Genomic DNA, 17,445 nt, shown 5'->3' with positions numbered 1-17,445 from the left:
ATATCCGGTGCACAGAGATATACCGGAAAAAAGGGAAGACTTGGGCTTTCTTCAAATCGTAATCTTACTGAACCGAATAAAAGCCCCGGCAGAATAACCTGCCGGGGCTTTTATTCGGGTATGCGTCCAGCGCCGAGCCTCATACTTCACAATCATGCTTTCCAGCAGTTCGCGGATAATCAACTGTTCCTCGTCCGCTTTGTCTCCGCAGATCCGCTGATTGATGGAATCACCTCGGTCCAGGGCTACAACCGCTACGCCTATGTGCACAACAACCCGCTGACTTATACGGATCCTTCGGGGTATAGTTCTTGGAATAAGTTCAGGGACGCCTTTGTCAATGGCCGGGATGTAATGCGCTATCTCGGCAGCAAACCGCTGCTGAATGCTGTCGCCCAGATAGCACTTTGTGTCTCTATGGGGCCTAGCTGTCCTGGTGCGCTGGCAGCTTACAGTGCGGCGCAAACTTATCATGTTACCGGTGAGATCGGCCGGGCCTTTGCGAATGGCGTACTCGCAGCAGCTTCAGCGGCAGCCTTCAGTGGTATGCCCGGGGCTGGAGTACGACCAATATTACCATTCGCGGTGTGATCGGGGGGGTGTTGTCGCAGATCGGCGGGGGCAAGTTTGGCCACGGCTTTATTTCAGCGGGGGTCGGTGGTGGTTTTGCCCAGGATACCCATGTGATGGTGAAGATGGCGGTTACAGGGCTGGTATCCGAGGCTACTGGTGGTAAGTTCTCAAATGGTGCCGCAACGGCGGCTTTTGCGGCGGCGGTGCAAGCTTTATCTCAAGATGATATTCCAGTAGCCGGGGAAGGTGAAGGAACAGGTGGCCAGGGTCAAGGTGATTACTCACAAGTAGAACAAGAAATAGCTGAAGCCTTGGGAATTGACGGAGAATATACTATTGTAAAAAAACGGAAATCGGAAATTTTCTCCGTTACCAAAGATAAAAATGCTCATGGGACAGTTCAGCGTGGCAAAGATGTCAATTATGAAATATGGATAGATAAAAGCTACAGGGGGAAAGATTATTGGACTTTAGTCTACCATGAGATGCGCCACGTTTGGCAAAAGGCAAATGGACTAACTTTACCGAAAAATTATTTCCCTGCCGGTCTTAACAATCGTCAAATACGGATTGTTAGAAATATGCTTGAGTATGACGCATGGAGGTATACTAAATATATTTCGCATACATCAGGAGTCGGATTGAGCAACGCCTGGATTTCTGAAAGATTTAATTATTATAGCGGCAGGCATTTTGATCAAAGTATTTTAGGGCGAGGAATGCCTCCTGTAGAAATAACGTGCTGTAATTGACTGGTAAAAGATAAAAAAGATAGATAACCACTTTATTGATTTATAGATTTTTTAAGAGACTGTAATGGTGAAATATTTTTTAGTCACTGTGTTGTTTTTAATGGCTGCACAAAGTTGCGCTATTAATTCTCAAGTAAGTTTTGCTACAAATGAGTCAGATATTGATGGGTGTAGCTATTTGGGAAGTGTAAGCACCAGTGGAAAAACAGAAGTTCAGGCAAAGAAGGATGCTTTGCAGCAATCAAAAAAAATTGGTGGTGACATTTTATTAGATGAGCCTGGTGTGGAATTAGCATTTTCTCATGGTAAAACTAATGACGGTCAATATTTCACATACTATGGGAGGGTATATACCTGTAAAAATAGAGATTGACGTGAATATTTGGGGGCGGAGTAAAATTTTGACGCATTTTTATTAATGGGGCGACCACTGCTGCATTTGCTGCTTTGATGAGTGAGGCAGCTGCCGGTTCAATTAATGGTAATGGAGATGGAGGGTTGAATGAACCTGGAGGAAGTGGCGGCAAGTTCAAAGCACCTGTGAATGTGGATGAGTCGGTAGCCTATTCATCGAGATCAGAGGCGCTAGCAGCAGCAGACGCTTCTGTAGCTGCTATGGGCGATGCTTATGAGTGGTCGAGTTTCGTCGTTGAAAAAGGGGGACTTTACTATACGACACACCCCACAACTTCACTACTTCAACATGGTGTAAGGTACGATGGCGCAAGTCTTCAACGGTTATATGATGATGGATTTTCCATTAAAGTTGTCCACCATAACCATCCCACGAACCCTTATTTCTCCGATTCAGACCGGAACTTCTCTGGAGGTGTAAGGCTTTCAAATATGACCACCAATAGTTTTGTGGTTACTTTGCGTCATGGTAATTCATTTAGGTATGTGACATCGATGATGTCGAGTATGAGCGATCGTGCTATAAGACAAAATTATGGCCTAACATCAAGACAAGTAAAGCTCCAGAAATTGAGCGGACGTATTGTTAAAGGACAAGTGTGTAATAATTATGGCTGTTAAGAAAAGTGTTTTAGTTGTATATGTTATTACTCTGCTATTTAGTCAGTATGCATATTCATGTGAAGGAGACGTTTGCTCTGAGCACTTTATCTATAAACTGTATGACTCTGTAGCCGATTATTATGATGCTGACGCTGTAAAGGAATACAGAGAGGTATTTCTTTCAGAGAAATCGACTATCGAAGATCAAAAAAAGTTGGCAGAGAGGTTTATAAATGAAACACCAGGGTATCATCAGTTCGTTGAAGACTATTACTATTTTCTAGGATTTGACTTGGATGAGAGTTCATTTGCTAATCTTGTGATTTCCGCAATATTTGAAGAGGGTGCAACAAAAACCTCTTTTGAATACGCATTGCTACGCTCTCATGCTGCATATACCTATAGAACTAGAGTGAACGAGATACTCTACAGGAAGGCACCTAAGAAATGTGGCTTTAGTAAAGTTATTATTCTGGGTGACGTTATTACAAATAGCGGAGATCCTATAGGTTGGCTTGATTTAGCGGATACCAATCATAAATTGATACGGTGTGCATCAGATAATCGTATTTGGTCTTATTCTTTGAGCAAAAAGCGCTGGCAAGAAATTACGCCAAGTCGAGCGGAAGGGTTGCTTTCTGATGTGGTTGAAGATGAATCAGATGCCGCTGCAATAGAAACTTTAGTGAGTATTGTTAGCGCCCGGCGGTAACTTCGCAAATGGCGCTGCGACGGCGGCCTTTGCGGCGGTTGTAAGTAGTGCTGCTGAAGCGAGCCAAGGTGGCGAAAGCCTAGAAGCTAAGTCCTAAACGTGTAAAAGTGTTTCTCATTGTCGTAAGGTATTTGAGAATGGGTACCGGCTTAAATGGGTATGGCTATGCAGCGAAAGTCTTTGCTCACTCGGTTACCGGTGGTTTACTGTCTGCGGCTCAGGGAGGTAAGTTTAAACACGGCTTTGCCGCAGCGGGTGTGACCCAGGCCTTTGCAGGAGGTATAGATTCAATAGATGCTGGCAATGTTGGCTTTAGTGCGGCGAGAGTCATTGCAGCCGCGATCGTTGGCGGTACAGCCTCTGCAGTATCGGGTGGTAAGTTTGCCAATGGAGCGATAACCGCGGCGTTTTCCAGGGCTTTTAATGAAGAGAATCATCCTACTGCACAAGAGAAGTGGAAACAGCGCTACGAGTTACTTAGATTTAAAGTTTTTAAAGGTGTCCAGGAAGGATCCGATACGCCTATTCAGTTAAGTCAGCTAGATATAATTACTATCGCAGAGTATATGAGCATTAAGGCTGATGAAATTAACCCTCTAAATATTTCTGAATTTTCAGAAAATTTTATTAGCAAGGCGGATACATTTCTATATGGATATGCTAATCAAGAATTTTATGTTGATAATATTGGGGTCTTCAAAGGGGGTGAAATAAACTATATTGGTGTTGGTGTATTTGCTGGGCGTTATGGATTTTCTGAAGCTACTCTAAATACACTCGTAGGCGCTTGGAATGTAAATGATGTTCTTGCTGGTAAAGGAAGCTACAATTTATATCAGGCACAAGCCGGGGGGCTTTGGTCAAGATTTGGTCGAGACTATTACAATATTAAGTGATGATGTAAATGAATAATAAGCTTATTAAACTTACTGTTATTTTTTTTCTCGGGCTACTCCTAATTGCATCATATTTTGTGGTTCAGTTTATTTCGGCTACTAAATCCCCTTGCTCTAATTTGCGGTCTTTATCTAAAGATGAAGTGTTATTGGAGCAGTTGTGGAGTGGTGTGGAAAATGTACTTAGTAATTTCTCAGATTATCGAGTAGATCACTCAAGAGTTGGATTGATGTACGCTGAGGATGCGTATAATAATTTTGATATTGATTGGGGATTATTTGATATTCCCGTTAATGTTGCTTCACTAGAATTTTATGGAAGAAATATCGATTATGGTCATTTTGACGTCTCACAGGTTGAGAGTATAAAAGTTGGTTATGGTTATAGATACTATTTGAAATTTAAACTAGCTCCCCACTCGGTTGGTGCAGATCAAGAAAAAGTAAATGATAAATTAAGATATACGGAAGTTCTTATTGAGTGTAGGGAGTAATTGCACAAAAAGGGTCGACCGGTAATTTTTCTCCTGTCCAGGAACCTATTTTGATGAAAATGGTGTTCCAGTTACCGTTGGGGTCGGGCCGTTTGGTAACACAGTTAGCGCAGATGGTACGACAGCCTATAGTTTTGATTCTAATACTGGGACGTTAATTAATCTGATAGCGACCGGTACAGCTGGACAGGTGTGCGCTATTGTTTGTCTAGCTCCGATAGCAAAATGTTTACAACTACTACTCAGGAGTTATGTTTCAGTGACGTCCTGGGCGGGGATAGGACAAACGGCTGATTTAGCTGCGTGACGTTGGATTATGGTTGGCGGCGCAACACGTTGGAATTATTTCAAAACGATGCTTTGGGGGCCTCAAGTAAGAGGTGGGCAGCTTATATTAAGAGGCTACCGTCAGAATCCCTTCTCAAACTCTATTACTGGCACTTTACCTAGGTCACAAGTGAAGTGGCCCGCTGGGGCAGAGATGTGGAGGGGGATATTTGGGCCGCGGCAAATTAAATAGAGGATTTTTTATATGCTTTTTGTCTTTTATGTTTGTGCTGCCTTGTTAGCGTTGAAGTTGTTATGGAATTTGATAATTCCAATATCAGTAACTTTTTTTTGGTCGAAAGATGAACGTAAAAATAGAGGGGTGTCACTTGCACCTATTGAGTTTTTGATTCTTCTTGTAATAACTGCGCTTTCTTTTTTTGATGAGAGACTGTCTATTTTAGGTGTAAATGGCTTTGCTTTATTTGGCGTTGGTGTTATTGCCATAGTGGCCACCTATGTATTCATATATATCTTTTTATGCTTATTTAAAGGGCGGTTTTCTGATTGAATTTTACTGAAAAGTAATTGCCGGAATCATCATAATAGTATGAAATCAAGACACCCATAGCTTAGAGAACGGTGCACAGCCAGTTTCTGAACTCCCACATAGCCCCAAGGATAACTCCGGCGGGGTTTTTTGTTTAACCGACTTGCCGCTTGGCATCCCAATGCCGGGATTGATACTTAATAATCATCCCGTCCAGCAACTCCTTGACGATCTCTTTCTCTTCCGTTGGCAGTTGGCTGATAGCTTCAAATTGCAGACTTAGCTGCTCATCCAGTCCGCGCTCGTCTTCTTCGAATACCAGTGAGTCAATGGTGATACTCATGGCGACAGCAATCTGTTTTAACGCCTCCAGGGAAGGCTGTGTTGCCTCGGCTTCATAGCGCCGAATCGGATTGACATGAACCCCGGTGGCGTCGGCCATCTGTTGCTGGGTCAGCTCGCGCTCACCACGCAGGGTAAAGTCTCTGTATCGCTTGGCGGACGATAGCTTTACTCAAGCAGCCTCAAACTTCTCTTGCTCACCACGGCGCTCTTGAAAAAATAGATTCTCGATAGCTTCCGCTTCTCGCAAGCGCTTAATTTTGTCAAAAAATAATTGAGCTTCAGGAAAGGCGAGTTTGAGATATGCCAGCCACTGCTTGATTCGGTTGCCCAGGTATTTAGCCGGATAAACTTCCCTGGTTGTTTGGTAGTATCCCCAGAGCAGTTCCAATACTTGCTGCCAGGCCATAGGGATATAGTTCTCCCCCGAACAATAGGCTTTAATTTGTAAGCCGAGGTCCGGCCTGGCCAAAAGGCTACGCCCAAACATAAATGCGCTACAGCCTGTTACCTCACGGCACCGCTGAAACTCCTTGAGAGTCCAAATATCGCCATTGGCGATAACGGGTATTTCCAGCTGTTGGCGAATCTCCCCGATATATTCCCAATAAGCGGGTGGCTTGTAACCGTCTACCTTTGAGCGCGCGTGTACTGCCAGTTCATTGGCGCCTCCCGCGGCTGCCGCCATAGCGTTATCCATGTAAGAGGATCTGTCATTAAAACCCAGGCGGATTTTAGCGGTCACCGGGATGCTTTCCGGGACGGCTCGGCGCACAGTGCCAACAATCGCTTCCACGCGATGGGGGCTTTGCAATAAGCAGGCACCGCCATCACTGTTATTGACGGACTTTGCCGGGCAGCCAAAGTTCAGGTCGATAGCTTTTGCCCCAACAGAGACGGCCTTTATGGCATTGGTGGCCATAGCTTCTGGGTTTCCGCCCAACAGTTGCAGGCGCACCGGGGTGCCGGTGGTTGTTTCGGCATCTTGCAGCAGTTCGGGGCAGAGTCTTGTAAATACACGGCGGGGCAACCGGGTGTTTGTCACTCTCACAAACTCTGTGACACAGACATCGACGCCTCCGACAGTTGAGAGCAGTTCGCGCACATGGTGGTCGATAACTCCCTCCATAGGAGCCTGGTAAATCTTTGGCTGCTGGGAATCTGTCTTGTCGGTCATAAAGCTGAAAATGGAGAAATAAAGGCTAAAAGTTGGCGCATATTCTATCAGCTAGTTGGTTAGGTTTTGTAAAAACACTCATTCATACGTAGTTTTATTTAGGAGGATCAGCCTCTATGCGAAGGGGGCGTGCACTAAAATTGAGCATGTTGAACAGTGCGTCACAGTTGCCTCTGAAACCATTAAGTGTTTGATTTTAAAAGCAACTTGTATTGATAATAGATAATTGTTCAAGCTTCCATGCTGCTGAATGGGGCTCAGATAGTAGATAGTTTTGTAAATTGTGCCCAGGGAAGTTTTGGGATGGTTGTATTTGCAAGTCTCGGGAATTAGATTGCGGGACGGATAGGCACATGCGATAGAGGGTTTGAAAAGACTCCTGCAAGGGCGAGGCTGACCTCAAGCTGGCGCAAAAATTATAGGGGCAGGCACGAGTGGGGATGGTTTTGATCGCGCCTGAAAACTTAGGGGGAATAAGATAGTGCAAGATTTACTTTTTCAACAGGGACTGGATATTACGCTGTTCGGGATGGGGATTGTTTTTACTTTCCTGTTATTGCTGGTGATTGGTACCAGTATTATGTCCCGAGTTATCACACGTTATTTTCCCGAGGCCGAGCCGGCCGTATCTTCAACAAACTCCCCATCAGGCGATAACGCGCGTCTGCATGCTGTTATCAAAGCGGCAATCGAACAACATAGAAAAAAACGCTAGCCGTATTAATTCGCATCTGAACAACATTTAATCATTTCTGCCGAGAGAGATAACCCATGACTGAGGTTAAAAAGCCATTGGGGATTACCGATGTAGTCCTGCGCGACGCCCACCAGTCACTGTTCGCAACACGTCTGCGACTGGACGATATGCTGCCCATCGCGGAAAAACTGGATAAAGTAGGATTCTGGTCACTGGAATCCTGGGGTGGTGCCACTTTTGATTCCTGTATTCGCTATCTCGGCGAAGATCCTTGGGAGCGTATTCGTGAGCTGAAAAAAGCTATGCCCAATACGCCCCAGCAAATGTTATTCCGCGGCCAGAATATTCTTGGTTACCGTCATTATGCGGATGACGTGGTGGAAAAATTTGTTGAGCGCGCTGCTGAAAATGGTGTGGACGTGTTTCGTGTGTTCGATGCCATGAATGATATGCGTAACCTGAAAACTGCACTGGCCGCAGTTAAAAAGCAGGATAAGCACGCTCAAGGCACTATCTCTTATACAGTGAGCCCAGTGCATACCATGGATCTATGGGTAGACTTGGGTCGTCAAATTGAGGATATGGGCGCGGACTCCATTGCCATTAAGGATATGGCGGGCCTCTTGCGTCCATATGAAGGTTATGAGCTGGTGACTCGCTTGAAGGCGGCAGTGGATATTCCTATCCATATGCAGTGCCACGCAACGACAGGCCTCTCTACCGCGACAGCTCTTAAGTGTATCGAGGCCGGAATCGACAATGTCGATACGGCTATCAGCTCAATGTCTATGACCTATGGTCACAGCCCTACTGAAGCCTTGGTAGCTATTTTGGAGGGCACTGAGCGCGATACCGGGCTGAATATCAACCTGCTGGAAGAGATTGCGGCTTATTTCCGCGAGGTGCGCAAGAAGTACGTGAAATTTGAGGGGTCTCTGAAAGGCGTGGACTCCCGTATCCTGGTGGCCCAGGTTCCGGGCGGTATGCTGACCAATATGGAGAACCAATTGCGTGAGCAGGGCGCGGGGGACCGCCTCGATGAAGTTCTCGAAGAAATTCCCCGAGTGCGTCAGGATTTGGGGTATATCCCACTGGTAACTCCCACCTCGCAGATTGTCGGCACCCAGGCGGTGCTGAATGTGCTGACCGGCGAGCGTTATCAATCTATCTCAAAAGAAACGGCTGCTGTTCTAAAAGGTGAGTACGGCTCAACTCCTGCCGAGGTCAATAAAGAGCTGCAAACCCGTGTGCTCGACGGAGCAGCTCCAGTCACTTGCCGACCGGCCGACCTGATCACCCCTGAATTGGATAAGCTCACTTTAGAACTGCAGGAGAAGGCCGGCGAGCAGGATATTGCACTCACCAATGGGGAGAGTGAAATCGACGATGTACTCACCTATGCACTCTTCCCGCAGATTGGTTTGAAGTTCCTGAAAAACCGCAATAACCCCGATGCTTTTGAGCCGGTTCCAACCGGAAAGGAGAATAGTGCGGTCAAGAATGATAAAGGTGAGGAGGTCTATACAGTTACTGTAGAAGGGCAGAGTTACACCGTTACAGTTGCGGATGGTGGTGACCTGACTGGTGTTGCTCCGGTAAATGGTATTGCCCCTGTTCCTGCTGCTAATACCAGCCCAATATCTGCAACTGGCGGAGAGCCAGTAAATGCGCCGCTCGCAGGTAATATTTTCAAGGTAATGGTGAAACCAGGTGATCAGGTCAATGAGGGGCAGGCCATCCTGGTTCTGGAAGCTATGAAGATGGAAACTGTGGTGAGTGCTCCCCGAAGCGGTAATGTTGCCAATGTGGCAGTAAAAGAGGGCGATTCCGTGGCGGTGGGTGATGCCCTGCTGTCTATCGCATAGCAGGTAGGAGTCGCAAGTGGATAATTTAATCAGTCTTTGGCAATCGTCCGGCGTTTCTCAAATGGCGCCTGGCCAGTTTGTCATGATTATTGTGGGGCTGGGATTGCTATTCCTTGCCGTTCGCAAAAAATTTGAGCCGCTGCTGCTGGTTCCAATCGGCTTTGGTGGAATCCTGGCAAATATTCCTGGGGCCGATCTGGCACTTTCTGCTGCAGAGACAGCACTGACTCAGGGAGATGCCAGTGTGCTGGCTCAGATGGGGCAGATTCTCGGCTTGGAGAGCGGGGCGAGCTTGGGGGCATTGAAGGAGGCCTTAGGTAGTGCGCCAGCTGCAGTGCAGGTTCAGGCTGCAGAGTTTGCAAGGGATGCCGGTTTCAACAATGGAATGTTGTACAGCTTTTATTCGGTAGCTATTGCTTCCGGTGTGGCACCCCTGGTGATCTTTATGGGGGTTGGTGCCATGACGGATTTTGGCCCGCTACTTGCCAACCCTCGCACCTTGTTCCTGGGGGCAGCCGCTCAGTTTGGTATTTTTGCCACGGTGCTTGGTGCGGTAGGTCTTTCTGTGGCTGGGATTATGGATTTCTCAATTGCTGATGCAGCGGCTATCGGGATTATCGGCGGTGCGGACGGTCCTACAGCCATCTATGTCTCGAGCCTGCTAGCTCCAGATCTCCTTGGTGCAATTGCCGTGGCAGCCTATTCCTATATGGCATTGGTCCCTATGATCCAGCCGCCGATTATGCGTGCCCTGACTACAGAGCAGGAGCGTCGCATTGAGATGGTGCAGTTGAGGCATGTGAGCAAGAGAGAGAAGATTACTTTCCCGCTGTTATTGTTGATCCTGGTTGCCCTGTTCCTGCCGGCGGCAGCTCCACTGTTAGGTATGTTCTGTTTTGGCAACCTGATGAGAGAGTGTGGTGTAGTGGCTCGCTTATCCGACACTGCCCAGAATGCCCTGATCAACATCACTACAATTTTCCTCGGTCTGTCTGTCGGCTCCAAGCTTGCCGCCGATAAATTCCTGGATCCAAAAACCCTCGGTATTCTCGCCTTGGGTATTGTGGCATTTGCTATTGGTACTGCTGCGGGCGTATTGATGGCCAAGTTGCTCAATGTGTTTAGTAAGCACAAAGTGAACCCTTTAATTGGCTCTGCTGGAGTATCTGCTGTACCAATGGCCGCGCGGGTATCAAATAAAGTTGGGCTTGAGTCCAACCCCCATAACTTCCTGTTGATGCATGCAATGGGGCCGAATGTGGCAGGTGTCATTGGCTCTGCGGTTGCAGCCGGAGTGATGATCAGTATGGTGCGTAGCCTTGCGGGTGGTTGATTTATCTGATTAGTAACTTCAAAAAAGGGGCGAGCTTCGGTTTGCCCCTTTTTCGTTGTCCTGCAGTAAGAGACTCGTAATCTAGTCAGAAATTGCAGCCATTTTGGCTGTTGATTTTGTTTACTTTTCGTGGCTTTTTGATAATCGAAGAATAACGAGTCCTCAAAGTACAAATTAGATTTGTGTCAATTTTAATGATGCTTTTTCGCAGGCTTTAGAGGTTCTCTCCCAAAACAAAATTCATTTTGAGTTAAGGTTAATTACGTTATATTTCTTCCAGTTAATTTCGTGCTATAAGAAACTGTATTGGAAGTACAAGTATGCGTAGTTTGCCTCTCCTTATTTCCCTGGCCTTATTCTCTGCTCCAGTCATGGCTCATGACAATCATGTAACCTCACAAGACCTTAGAGAGATTAAGAGGGAGGTTGTAAAGCTTCGCAATGAGGTTCATTCCCTTAGGGGTGAAGATCAGAGTTCAAGTGAAGTTCGCAAGTTGAAGAAAGAGGTTGTGAGGCTTCGTAAGGACATTCGTTCTATGCAAGATATGATTTTGCAGTTACAAACGATGGTTGAGGAACAATCGAATGGAGCGCAAACAGGGGTGGTGCTCCAACCCGTAGAGGAGCGTCCTAAGTGGGCATGCTATATGAAGGATATGCGAGCGGGAGGTATGCATTCTAAAGGGTTCACTCGTGTAGAGGCGAAAGGGAAGTTGCTTGAGACCTGCTCTCAACGCGGCGGAGTCTGTTTCGAAAATAAAATTACCTGTTCTAACGAATAAGTTTTTGGATGATAGGGCCTGCTATCCTGATGATGCTTACAATAAGCGTTTGTAGGCCCTCGTCCGATTTTCCCCCACGGGTTTCCATTGTTAGTCATTTAACTGCTAGAACGCCGCTTTGGCTTACTCCCTTTTTTTACTGAAAATTAAGTTATGGCTTAATCTAGAGTGCGAAGTGGGTATTAAGTAGTCTAAATAGTGCTTTTTTACTTGCTATGTGGTTGCTTTGAGGGGAACCGTAGGATTTATAAAAGCCCGGGAATAGTGCGGCAATAACTTTTTGTGACCACTCTAGGTGAAATTGTATACCCAGTACTTTTTCCTTGAATAAAAATGCCTGGTTTGGACATTGCTCAGATTCGGCTAGGCGCTCGGCTCCAATCGGGATATCAAAATAATAGCTATGGGCTTGAAATACTTTTTCGATATTCAGGTTTAGTTTGTGGGAGCCTTTTATTGGTAGCCAGCCCATCTCTTCCTGATCTAATGGTCGGATGTTTGCCCCCAATATATAGGCAAGAATCTGTGCGCCCAGGCAAATGCCTAATATCGGCACAGCTTGCTCAATATAACCTTTCAACCATTCAATCTCATCGGCAAGCCATGGCAATTTATGGCGATCATCAACGTTCATCATCCCACCCAAGAGAATGATGCCATCAAACTGGCCTTTTGGCAGATGAGAATTTTGTGGGTTTACTGTGGTAAGTGAAACATGATGATCTCGGGCCCAGTCTGAAATATATCCTGCTCCTTCGGTTTCCTCATGTTGGATAATTAAAATATGTTTACCCACTTTATTGAAAGTCCTGTCTTTCAAAATACAGTTGCTTCTTTAAGTCAATGCCTGCCTTTGTCAACTTTTCAGGCCAGCTCTTGCTCGTTAGTGGTTTTTCACTATCAATACTAATTTCTATCGGGGAATTTGGAGTGACGTTGACTAGCAGAATTTGGTCGAAACTAGGGTTGGAAGCTATCTCATGGATCAGTAGTGCAAAATTATTATGTTGTACTAGTTGATAGGAACCATTTCCCCCTTGTCTTAAGGGGTGATCTAGTAATTTTCCTGTTACTTCAAAACGAATAGGATCCTGGCCAGCTTTACCCCCCCTCTCAAAGTGTCCTTTAAATACTCTGGCGGAAAAGGACTTTAACTCTCCACTGCGTAGTTTGTTTAATGAGAATTGTTCGGGCTCAAGCGTGATAAGTTCAGAGCCCTGAACTAAATCGTCCACTTTGACGTGGTCATTGGTTTTAAGTGTAAGAATAATCTGGTGACTGTGGCGCCCGCCATGAAGAGGCATATGAGAAGCTATCAACTGGCCATCTATAGAAAACAGTGCCATACCATGAACGCCGATTGAGTGGTCATTATGGGAGGGAGCTGATGCTAGTGCCGGGGATAAGCTTGATTGAATGAAAATCATCCAGGCCAGAGCAAATTTCTTCATCGGTTACTACTGTGCTTTTCTACGTTTTTGAGACTTAGGGATTCTAGATGTACATTAGTGATGAATCGATTCATTTTACTCAATATTTGATTCCAAAATGGAAATAGAAGCATTAGAGAAATTTCTCGATATTGCCGTTACTGAGAACCTGCAACGTTCTGCTGACCGACTGGACATGACGCCTGGGGGGCTGAGTAAAATTTTGCGCCGTCTTGAGGGGGAGCTGGGTGTACGCCTCTTTGAGCGTGTGGGAAAGCAACTCAAGATCAATGATGAGGGTCGCAGACTACAAAGTCGTGCTAGTGAGATTGTTACTCTTGCCAGGAAAGCCCGGGTAGAAGTTGGCGGTCTTGGTACTCACTTGGAATGCCGGATAGCTGCGCCTGCCATGTTGCAGTTAACTTGGGCTGCACACATCCAGAAGCAAGTAACGATATACCAGCCAAACATACGCCTGTCATTTATATCTGCTTTTGAGTCTTTGGCCCTTAAGATGCTGATTCGGGGTGAGGTGGATATGGCACTAATTTCGGGAGTGGTGCTAGGGCAGGTTCCTTCTTCTATGGAGGTCCACAGTATTGGCTCAACCCGCATGTGTATAGCGGCTGGCCCTGAGCATCCATTGGCCAGTGGTGGTCATTCCGAAGTGGTGGTGACGTTGGACAATATTTTGCAATACCCTTTTGCTGCTCCACGAATATCTCCTTTCTGTGGGGAGGAGCGGGGTATAGGCAGTGATGGGTGGCCAGAAGATCTCTTCTCAAGAAAAATACACGCGGTTGTGAATGATTATGGCGTGCTTTGCCGGCTTGTAATGCAGGCTGAATTACTTGCCTTCCTTCCAGAAGCGCTAGTGGATGAGATGGGGGGAGTGAAACTTAAGGTTGAAGGGGGGCGTGTTCAGTCCCAGGAGGACCTTTTCATTGTTTGGAGGGGTGGGGACGGTAGTTGGCTGGATAAATTGATTGGCTTTTTTTAGTTGACAGTAAAGTGTTTAGTTTTAGCTGCGGATAAGTAATAAAAGCGAGCTTAAATCATGGCTCGCTTTTATTGAATAAACCTTGATTGAGTTAGTTTGAGGTGCGTTCTGGGGGACAGGGCGTGCCTGCAGCAATCCATCCTTTCATAGCTTCAACCAGCTTTTCATGTGGAATGGTCACGGGTTGCCTTTTTCCCCCTGGGTTCCAGCCCCAGAGTGCCAGGGGGTTATCACTCATAAACTTCAGTAGGCTCTCGGGAGAGCGGCCGCCATTATCTTGTGGGGTTGTAAGGAGCTTGCAGATTTGAGCTGAAGACATATGTGACCAGTTAAGTTCGATTGGTGCCATGGCCCATCCTGGGGCACCTGGTGCTCCTGTCACAGGATTATTTTGATTGGAGTGACAATTGCGGCACTGCATGGTCCCTGATCCCATATTATTTGGGCCTCGCTCTACACGAGGGATATGTGGGGAACCTTCGTTGATCAGGGGCATCTCTAGCTGATGGCAATTTAGGCACCGGGGGTGCAGGAGAACCTCTACGATAGTTTCCCAGTCCTGATGTCCGGTGTTGTCAGCTCTGGCGTCCTGCGTTTGCCTTTCAGCTGTCTGGCTAGGCTTGCCCGCTCGGTCCTCGCAGGCCGTGAAAACCAGAAACAGTGATGCGCAAAAGGCCATGTGTGGTAATAAACGTACTGCTTGTCGCAGTTTCATTTAATCCGTCCTCAGTTCTGGGAAGAATACTCAACCTTAATTGTGGCAGATTGCCAGGGACAGCTAGCGGACTTGATAAGGATATCCAGCCTAAATTGTACATCTAAGCCAAGCGATTTTTGACCGATAAGTCATAAATGTATCTTGGCGCAAACTTCTGCGTGGTATTATGTGCGCTCTTTCAAGTAGAAATATCTGATATTGGAGTGCTGATTGGCACTCGGAGGAGAGAGTATGTCCTGGTTAGGGGCGGGAATCGGCGCCGGGTTTGGCTTTATGTTTGGAGGGCCCATTGGAGCAGCTTTGGGTGCTTGGGTAGGTAGCTCCTTCGGCTCAGGGTTGCGGCGCTTGGGTGGTGCCAAGGCTGTGCTTAATCGAGATGGAGCACAGACAATTTTTATCGTGACGCTGTTTTCCATGTTGGCAAAGATGGCCAAGGCCGATGGGCTTGTTTCCAAAGCGGAAGTGCAGCTGATTGAGGAGTTCATCCAAAATAATCTTCGCCTCGGAGGTGAAGAGCGCAAAGATGCTATTCGTATTTTTGAGAATGCGAAGACTGATAAGTACAGTATTTATGATTATGCCAGGCAGTACCGGATGCTGGTGCACGATCAAGCAATGCGTGAAATGGTTTATCGCCTTTTGTTTGCTGTTGCCTATGCGGACGGTGAATTACATGCTGCGGAAGAAGAAATTTTACGCCGAATCACTGCTGACCTGGGGCTGCATGAATCTCTTTTTACTGCCATGCAGAATGAATTTGGGCGACGGGGTGGAAACAGCGCATCCGATCTGAAGCAGCACTATGCGGTACTTGGCTGCTCTCCGGAGACCAGTGATAAAGATCTGAAGCTGGCTTATAGGCGCAAAGCTGCAGAGTATCACCCAGATAAAATAGCCGCCAAAGGCCTCCCTGAAGAGTTTATGCGCCATGCTGAAGATCAGATGAAAAGCATCACTGTCGCCTATGAAGCAGTTGTTGAGGAAAGAAAGCGTAAGGCAAAAGTTGTAAGTTGATTGTGGGGTGTTAATACCCCCATTCTTTTTATTCGTCAGAGCTAAACACGCATACTTCACCCTATTGAGTTTTTGAGAGATCTTATGAGTCTTGCCCAAAAAATAGAAGAAAAATTAAGCGCCGTATTTAACCCGCAATATATTGATGTCCAGTGTGAAAGCCATATGCACAATGTGCCAGTGGGCTCAGAGATGCATTTCCGGGTGGTTTTGGTTAGTGATGTTTTTAACTCCATTAGAAAAGTTCAGCGCCACCAAAAGGTATATGCTGCTCTTTCTGATGAAATGGCTGGCCCGATACATGCGCTTGCATTACATACTTATGCGCCAGATGAATGGCAAGGCGAGGCTCCGAGTAGCCCTGAATGCCAAGGCGGGAGTAAAAGCAAAGGCAAATAAGTGCCTTAGTTATTTTGAGAAATTAGGTTTCATCGTTTTATAGATAACTCCTCCCCTAGGTTTGGCTACATAAAGCTCAAATGAAGAGCCTTATGTAGCTCTTATACTATCTGTCGAGTCTGTTCTTTTTTTGTCATTTTTTTCTTTTTCTATCTACCGGTCTAGTTCATCTTGTATTCATTATCCGCCCAATAGAGCTGGGTAGAGAGAGGCATCTTGGGAGGGGTATGGATAAGCAGGTAAAATAGATTAAGCCATAAAAACCGTAACTAACCACTATTCTGACTAATCAATAACGCGCCAAAAGATTTTATATCTGCCATAAAAATAAAAAACTAAGTTTAGGCGCCAACAATTGAGCGTTTTTTCTACACCCGTATTTTCGTGCGACTAGACTGACCATTGATTGGGCTGATTGCTGTTTGATCTGCTGAATTTCAATGGAGTTACCACAAATGAAGATGACGCGTATTCTGATACCCGTAATGACGCCCCTCGCCTTAGCAATCTCTAGTGTCGCTTCGGCAGGACCCGCTGGCTATGCCCCTCCGCCACCGCCTACACAGGAATTTAAGGTCCGTATTGGTGGTGCTTACATTTCTCCGAATTCGGATAATGTGACTTTTGCTGATAGTTTGCTTATCTGGCCGGATCCTATTAACCCTAATTTCAATCGTCAATGGGGCGCTTTTAGAACTAATATCGACCCAAGTGACGAATGGGGTTGGTTTATTAATGCGGAATGGAAGCCTTGGGATCACTGGAGTGTTTCTTTAAGCTATACCGATGGTGATCGCCATACCGGTGGACGTCGAGATGGCTGGCATAATCGCTTTGGTTTGCGTGAGTTCGGCCGTAGAGGTGATTTTGCCCGCTGGGAACCCCAGATGACGGCTGCATACCTGAACTGGTACCCTTTGCCTCCTAGCTGCCTGATACAGCCTTACATGGGTGTTGGTATTAACTATACCGACTTCAGCAGTGAGCGCCTAAGAGATTGGGGTTGGATCAACCCATTCACTGGAAGGAGTGAATTCTGGGGTGGTCGGCTAAACCTGGGGGATAATTGGGGTTATACCTGGCAAATTGGTGTTGACTTTACTTTTGGTCATGATAGTAGCTGGCTAATAAATATTGCTGGTATATATTATGATGTTGATACTGATATTGAAGTTGATACTTTCTTCACAGATGTACCAAGGCAGGTGAACTATCGTCATAGATTTGGCGGTGATTATCTGTTTGATCCCTGGGTTTTTAATATCGGTGTAGGTTATAAGTTTGACTTCCACTGGTAATTAATCTTACCTTGCAAGGGGTGCTGTGCACCCCTTTCATTTTTTAAGATACTGTCTATCGCATCCTTTTTTAAGTCTAAAAATTTCTCCTCTGCATTCCATCGATAATTCATTTTCTGAATTTTATGG

At 46.1% G+C, this 17,445-nt stretch carries 21 protein-coding genes; 16 read left to right on the top strand and 5 right to left on the bottom strand.

Annotated elements, in window-relative coordinates:
* Positions 1-120 precede the first annotated feature (120 nt).
* From ACJJIP_RS13815 to ACJJIP_RS13780, 8 genes are all read left to right on the top strand, one after another.
* Positions 121-591: an RHS repeat-associated core domain-containing protein gene (locus tag ACJJIP_RS13815; protein ID WP_444945358.1), complete on the top strand. Its 471-nt coding sequence runs from the start codon at positions 121-123 to the stop codon at positions 589-591.
* Positions 592-602: 11 nt separating this feature from the next.
* Entirely contained in the window at positions 603-1,325 is a 723-nt protein-coding gene (locus tag ACJJIP_RS13810; RefSeq protein ID WP_444945357.1) for a hypothetical protein, read from the top strand.
* A gap of 64 nt (positions 1,326-1,389) precedes the next feature.
* A complete protein-coding gene (locus tag ACJJIP_RS13805; protein ID WP_444945356.1) occupies positions 1,390-1,698 on the top strand; it encodes a hypothetical protein in 309 nt (102 codons plus the stop codon).
* Between the two features lie 77 nt (positions 1,699-1,775).
* Positions 1,776-2,360: a hypothetical protein gene (locus tag ACJJIP_RS13800; RefSeq protein ID WP_444945355.1), complete on the top strand. Its 585-nt coding sequence runs from the start codon at positions 1,776-1,778 to the stop codon at positions 2,358-2,360.
* Positions 2,350-3,054, top strand: coding sequence for a hypothetical protein (locus ACJJIP_RS13795; protein WP_444945354.1), 705 nt, complete (start codon positions 2,350-2,352; stop codon positions 3,052-3,054). Before ACJJIP_RS13800 ends, ACJJIP_RS13795 begins: the two co-directional genes overlap by 11 nt.
* A 137-nt stretch (positions 3,055-3,191) precedes the next feature.
* Positions 3,192-3,950, top strand: coding sequence for a hypothetical protein (locus tag ACJJIP_RS13790; RefSeq protein WP_444945353.1), 759 nt, complete (start codon positions 3,192-3,194; stop codon positions 3,948-3,950).
* An 8-nt stretch (positions 3,951-3,958) separates the two neighbouring features.
* The gene (locus ACJJIP_RS13785; RefSeq protein ID WP_020414683.1) at positions 3,959-4,444 is read left to right on the top strand and encodes a hypothetical protein; all 486 of its coding nucleotides are present in this window, start codon (positions 3,959-3,961) and stop codon (positions 4,442-4,444) included.
* A gap of 532 nt (positions 4,445-4,976) precedes the next feature.
* On the top strand, positions 4,977-5,282 hold the full coding sequence (locus ACJJIP_RS13780; RefSeq protein WP_020414684.1) for a hypothetical protein: 306 nt from the start codon (positions 4,977-4,979) through the stop codon (positions 5,280-5,282).
* Positions 5,283-5,415: 133 nt separating this feature from the next.
* Here the strand turns inward: ACJJIP_RS13780 and ACJJIP_RS13775 are convergent, their stop codons facing one another.
* Together ACJJIP_RS13775 and ACJJIP_RS13770 are read right to left on the bottom strand one after the other, a co-directional pair.
* Positions 5,416-5,736 carry a helix-turn-helix domain-containing protein gene (locus tag ACJJIP_RS13775; protein WP_040629199.1) on the bottom strand — a complete coding sequence of 107 codons (321 nt, stop codon included), beginning with the start codon at positions 5,734-5,736 and terminating at the stop codon, positions 5,416-5,418.
* A gap of 39 nt (positions 5,737-5,775) precedes the next feature.
* Positions 5,776-6,780, bottom strand: a complete 1,005-nt coding sequence (locus tag ACJJIP_RS13770) for a tRNA dihydrouridine synthase (protein WP_020414686.1) — start codon at positions 6,778-6,780, stop codon at positions 5,776-5,778.
* Positions 6,781-7,261: 481 nt separating this feature from the next.
* On the opposite strand from ACJJIP_RS13770, the gene ACJJIP_RS13765 reads away from it, so the two are divergent.
* The 4 genes from ACJJIP_RS13765 (at position 7,262) to ACJJIP_RS13750 (ending at position 11,457) form a co-directional block, all read left to right on the top strand.
* On the top strand, positions 7,262-7,495 hold the full coding sequence (locus ACJJIP_RS13765; RefSeq protein ID WP_020414687.1) for an OadG family protein: 234 nt from the start codon (positions 7,262-7,264) through the stop codon (positions 7,493-7,495).
* 56 nt (positions 7,496-7,551) lie between these two features.
* Positions 7,552-9,342, top strand: a complete 1,791-nt coding sequence (gene oadA, locus ACJJIP_RS13760) for a sodium-extruding oxaloacetate decarboxylase subunit alpha (protein WP_020414688.1) — start codon at positions 7,552-7,554, stop codon at positions 9,340-9,342.
* Positions 9,343-9,358: 16 nt separating this feature from the next.
* Positions 9,359-10,675: a sodium ion-translocating decarboxylase subunit beta gene (locus ACJJIP_RS13755; protein ID WP_026305252.1), complete on the top strand. Its 1,317-nt coding sequence runs from the start codon at positions 9,359-9,361 to the stop codon at positions 10,673-10,675.
* Positions 10,676-10,995: 320 nt separating this feature from the next.
* Positions 10,996-11,457 carry a hypothetical protein gene (locus tag ACJJIP_RS13750; RefSeq protein ID WP_020414690.1) on the top strand — a complete coding sequence of 154 codons (462 nt, stop codon included), beginning with the start codon at positions 10,996-10,998 and terminating at the stop codon, positions 11,455-11,457.
* 163 nt (positions 11,458-11,620) lie between these two features.
* Here the strand turns inward: ACJJIP_RS13750 and ACJJIP_RS13745 are convergent, their stop codons facing one another.
* Positions 11,621-12,253: a type 1 glutamine amidotransferase gene (locus tag ACJJIP_RS13745; RefSeq protein ID WP_444945352.1), complete on the bottom strand. Its 633-nt coding sequence runs from the start codon at positions 12,251-12,253 to the stop codon at positions 11,621-11,623.
* A 1-nt stretch (position 12,254) separates the two neighbouring features.
* Positions 12,255-12,908 (bottom strand): hypothetical protein, encoded by a 654-nt coding sequence (locus ACJJIP_RS13740; protein ID WP_444945351.1) that lies wholly within the window; start codon positions 12,906-12,908, stop codon positions 12,255-12,257.
* A gap of 97 nt (positions 12,909-13,005) precedes the next feature.
* Here ACJJIP_RS13740 and ACJJIP_RS13735 point away from each other — a divergent pair, with 97 nt between their 5' ends.
* Positions 13,006-13,887: a LysR family transcriptional regulator gene (locus ACJJIP_RS13735; protein WP_282951132.1), complete on the top strand. Its 882-nt coding sequence runs from the start codon at positions 13,006-13,008 to the stop codon at positions 13,885-13,887.
* Between the two features lie 91 nt (positions 13,888-13,978).
* Here ACJJIP_RS13735 and ACJJIP_RS13730 read toward each other — a convergent pair whose 3' ends face one another.
* Entirely contained in the window at positions 13,979-14,602 is a 624-nt protein-coding gene (locus ACJJIP_RS13730; protein WP_444945350.1) for a hypothetical protein, read from the bottom strand.
* A 234-nt stretch (positions 14,603-14,836) separates the two neighbouring features.
* On the opposite strand from ACJJIP_RS13730, the gene djlA reads away from it, so the two are divergent.
* The 3 genes from djlA to ACJJIP_RS13715 all read left to right on the top strand — a co-directional run bounded on the left by djlA (position 14,837) and on the right by ACJJIP_RS13715 (position 17,316).
* A complete protein-coding gene (gene djlA, locus ACJJIP_RS13725) occupies positions 14,837-15,619 on the top strand; it encodes a co-chaperone DjlA (RefSeq protein ID WP_020414695.1) in 783 nt (260 codons plus the stop codon).
* Between the two features lie 84 nt (positions 15,620-15,703).
* Entirely contained in the window at positions 15,704-16,018 is a 315-nt protein-coding gene (locus ACJJIP_RS13720; RefSeq protein WP_282951129.1) for a BolA family protein, read from the top strand.
* Positions 16,019-16,473: 455 nt separating this feature from the next.
* The gene (locus tag ACJJIP_RS13715; protein ID WP_020414697.1) at positions 16,474-17,316 is read left to right on the top strand and encodes an OmpW/AlkL family protein; all 843 of its coding nucleotides are present in this window, start codon (positions 16,474-16,476) and stop codon (positions 17,314-17,316) included.
* Positions 17,317-17,445: the final 129 nt, after the last annotated feature.

The organism is Microbulbifer variabilis (assembly GCF_052467165.1).
Note: the sequence above shows the minus strand (reverse complement) of the source record. Positions and strands in the feature narration are given on the sequence as shown.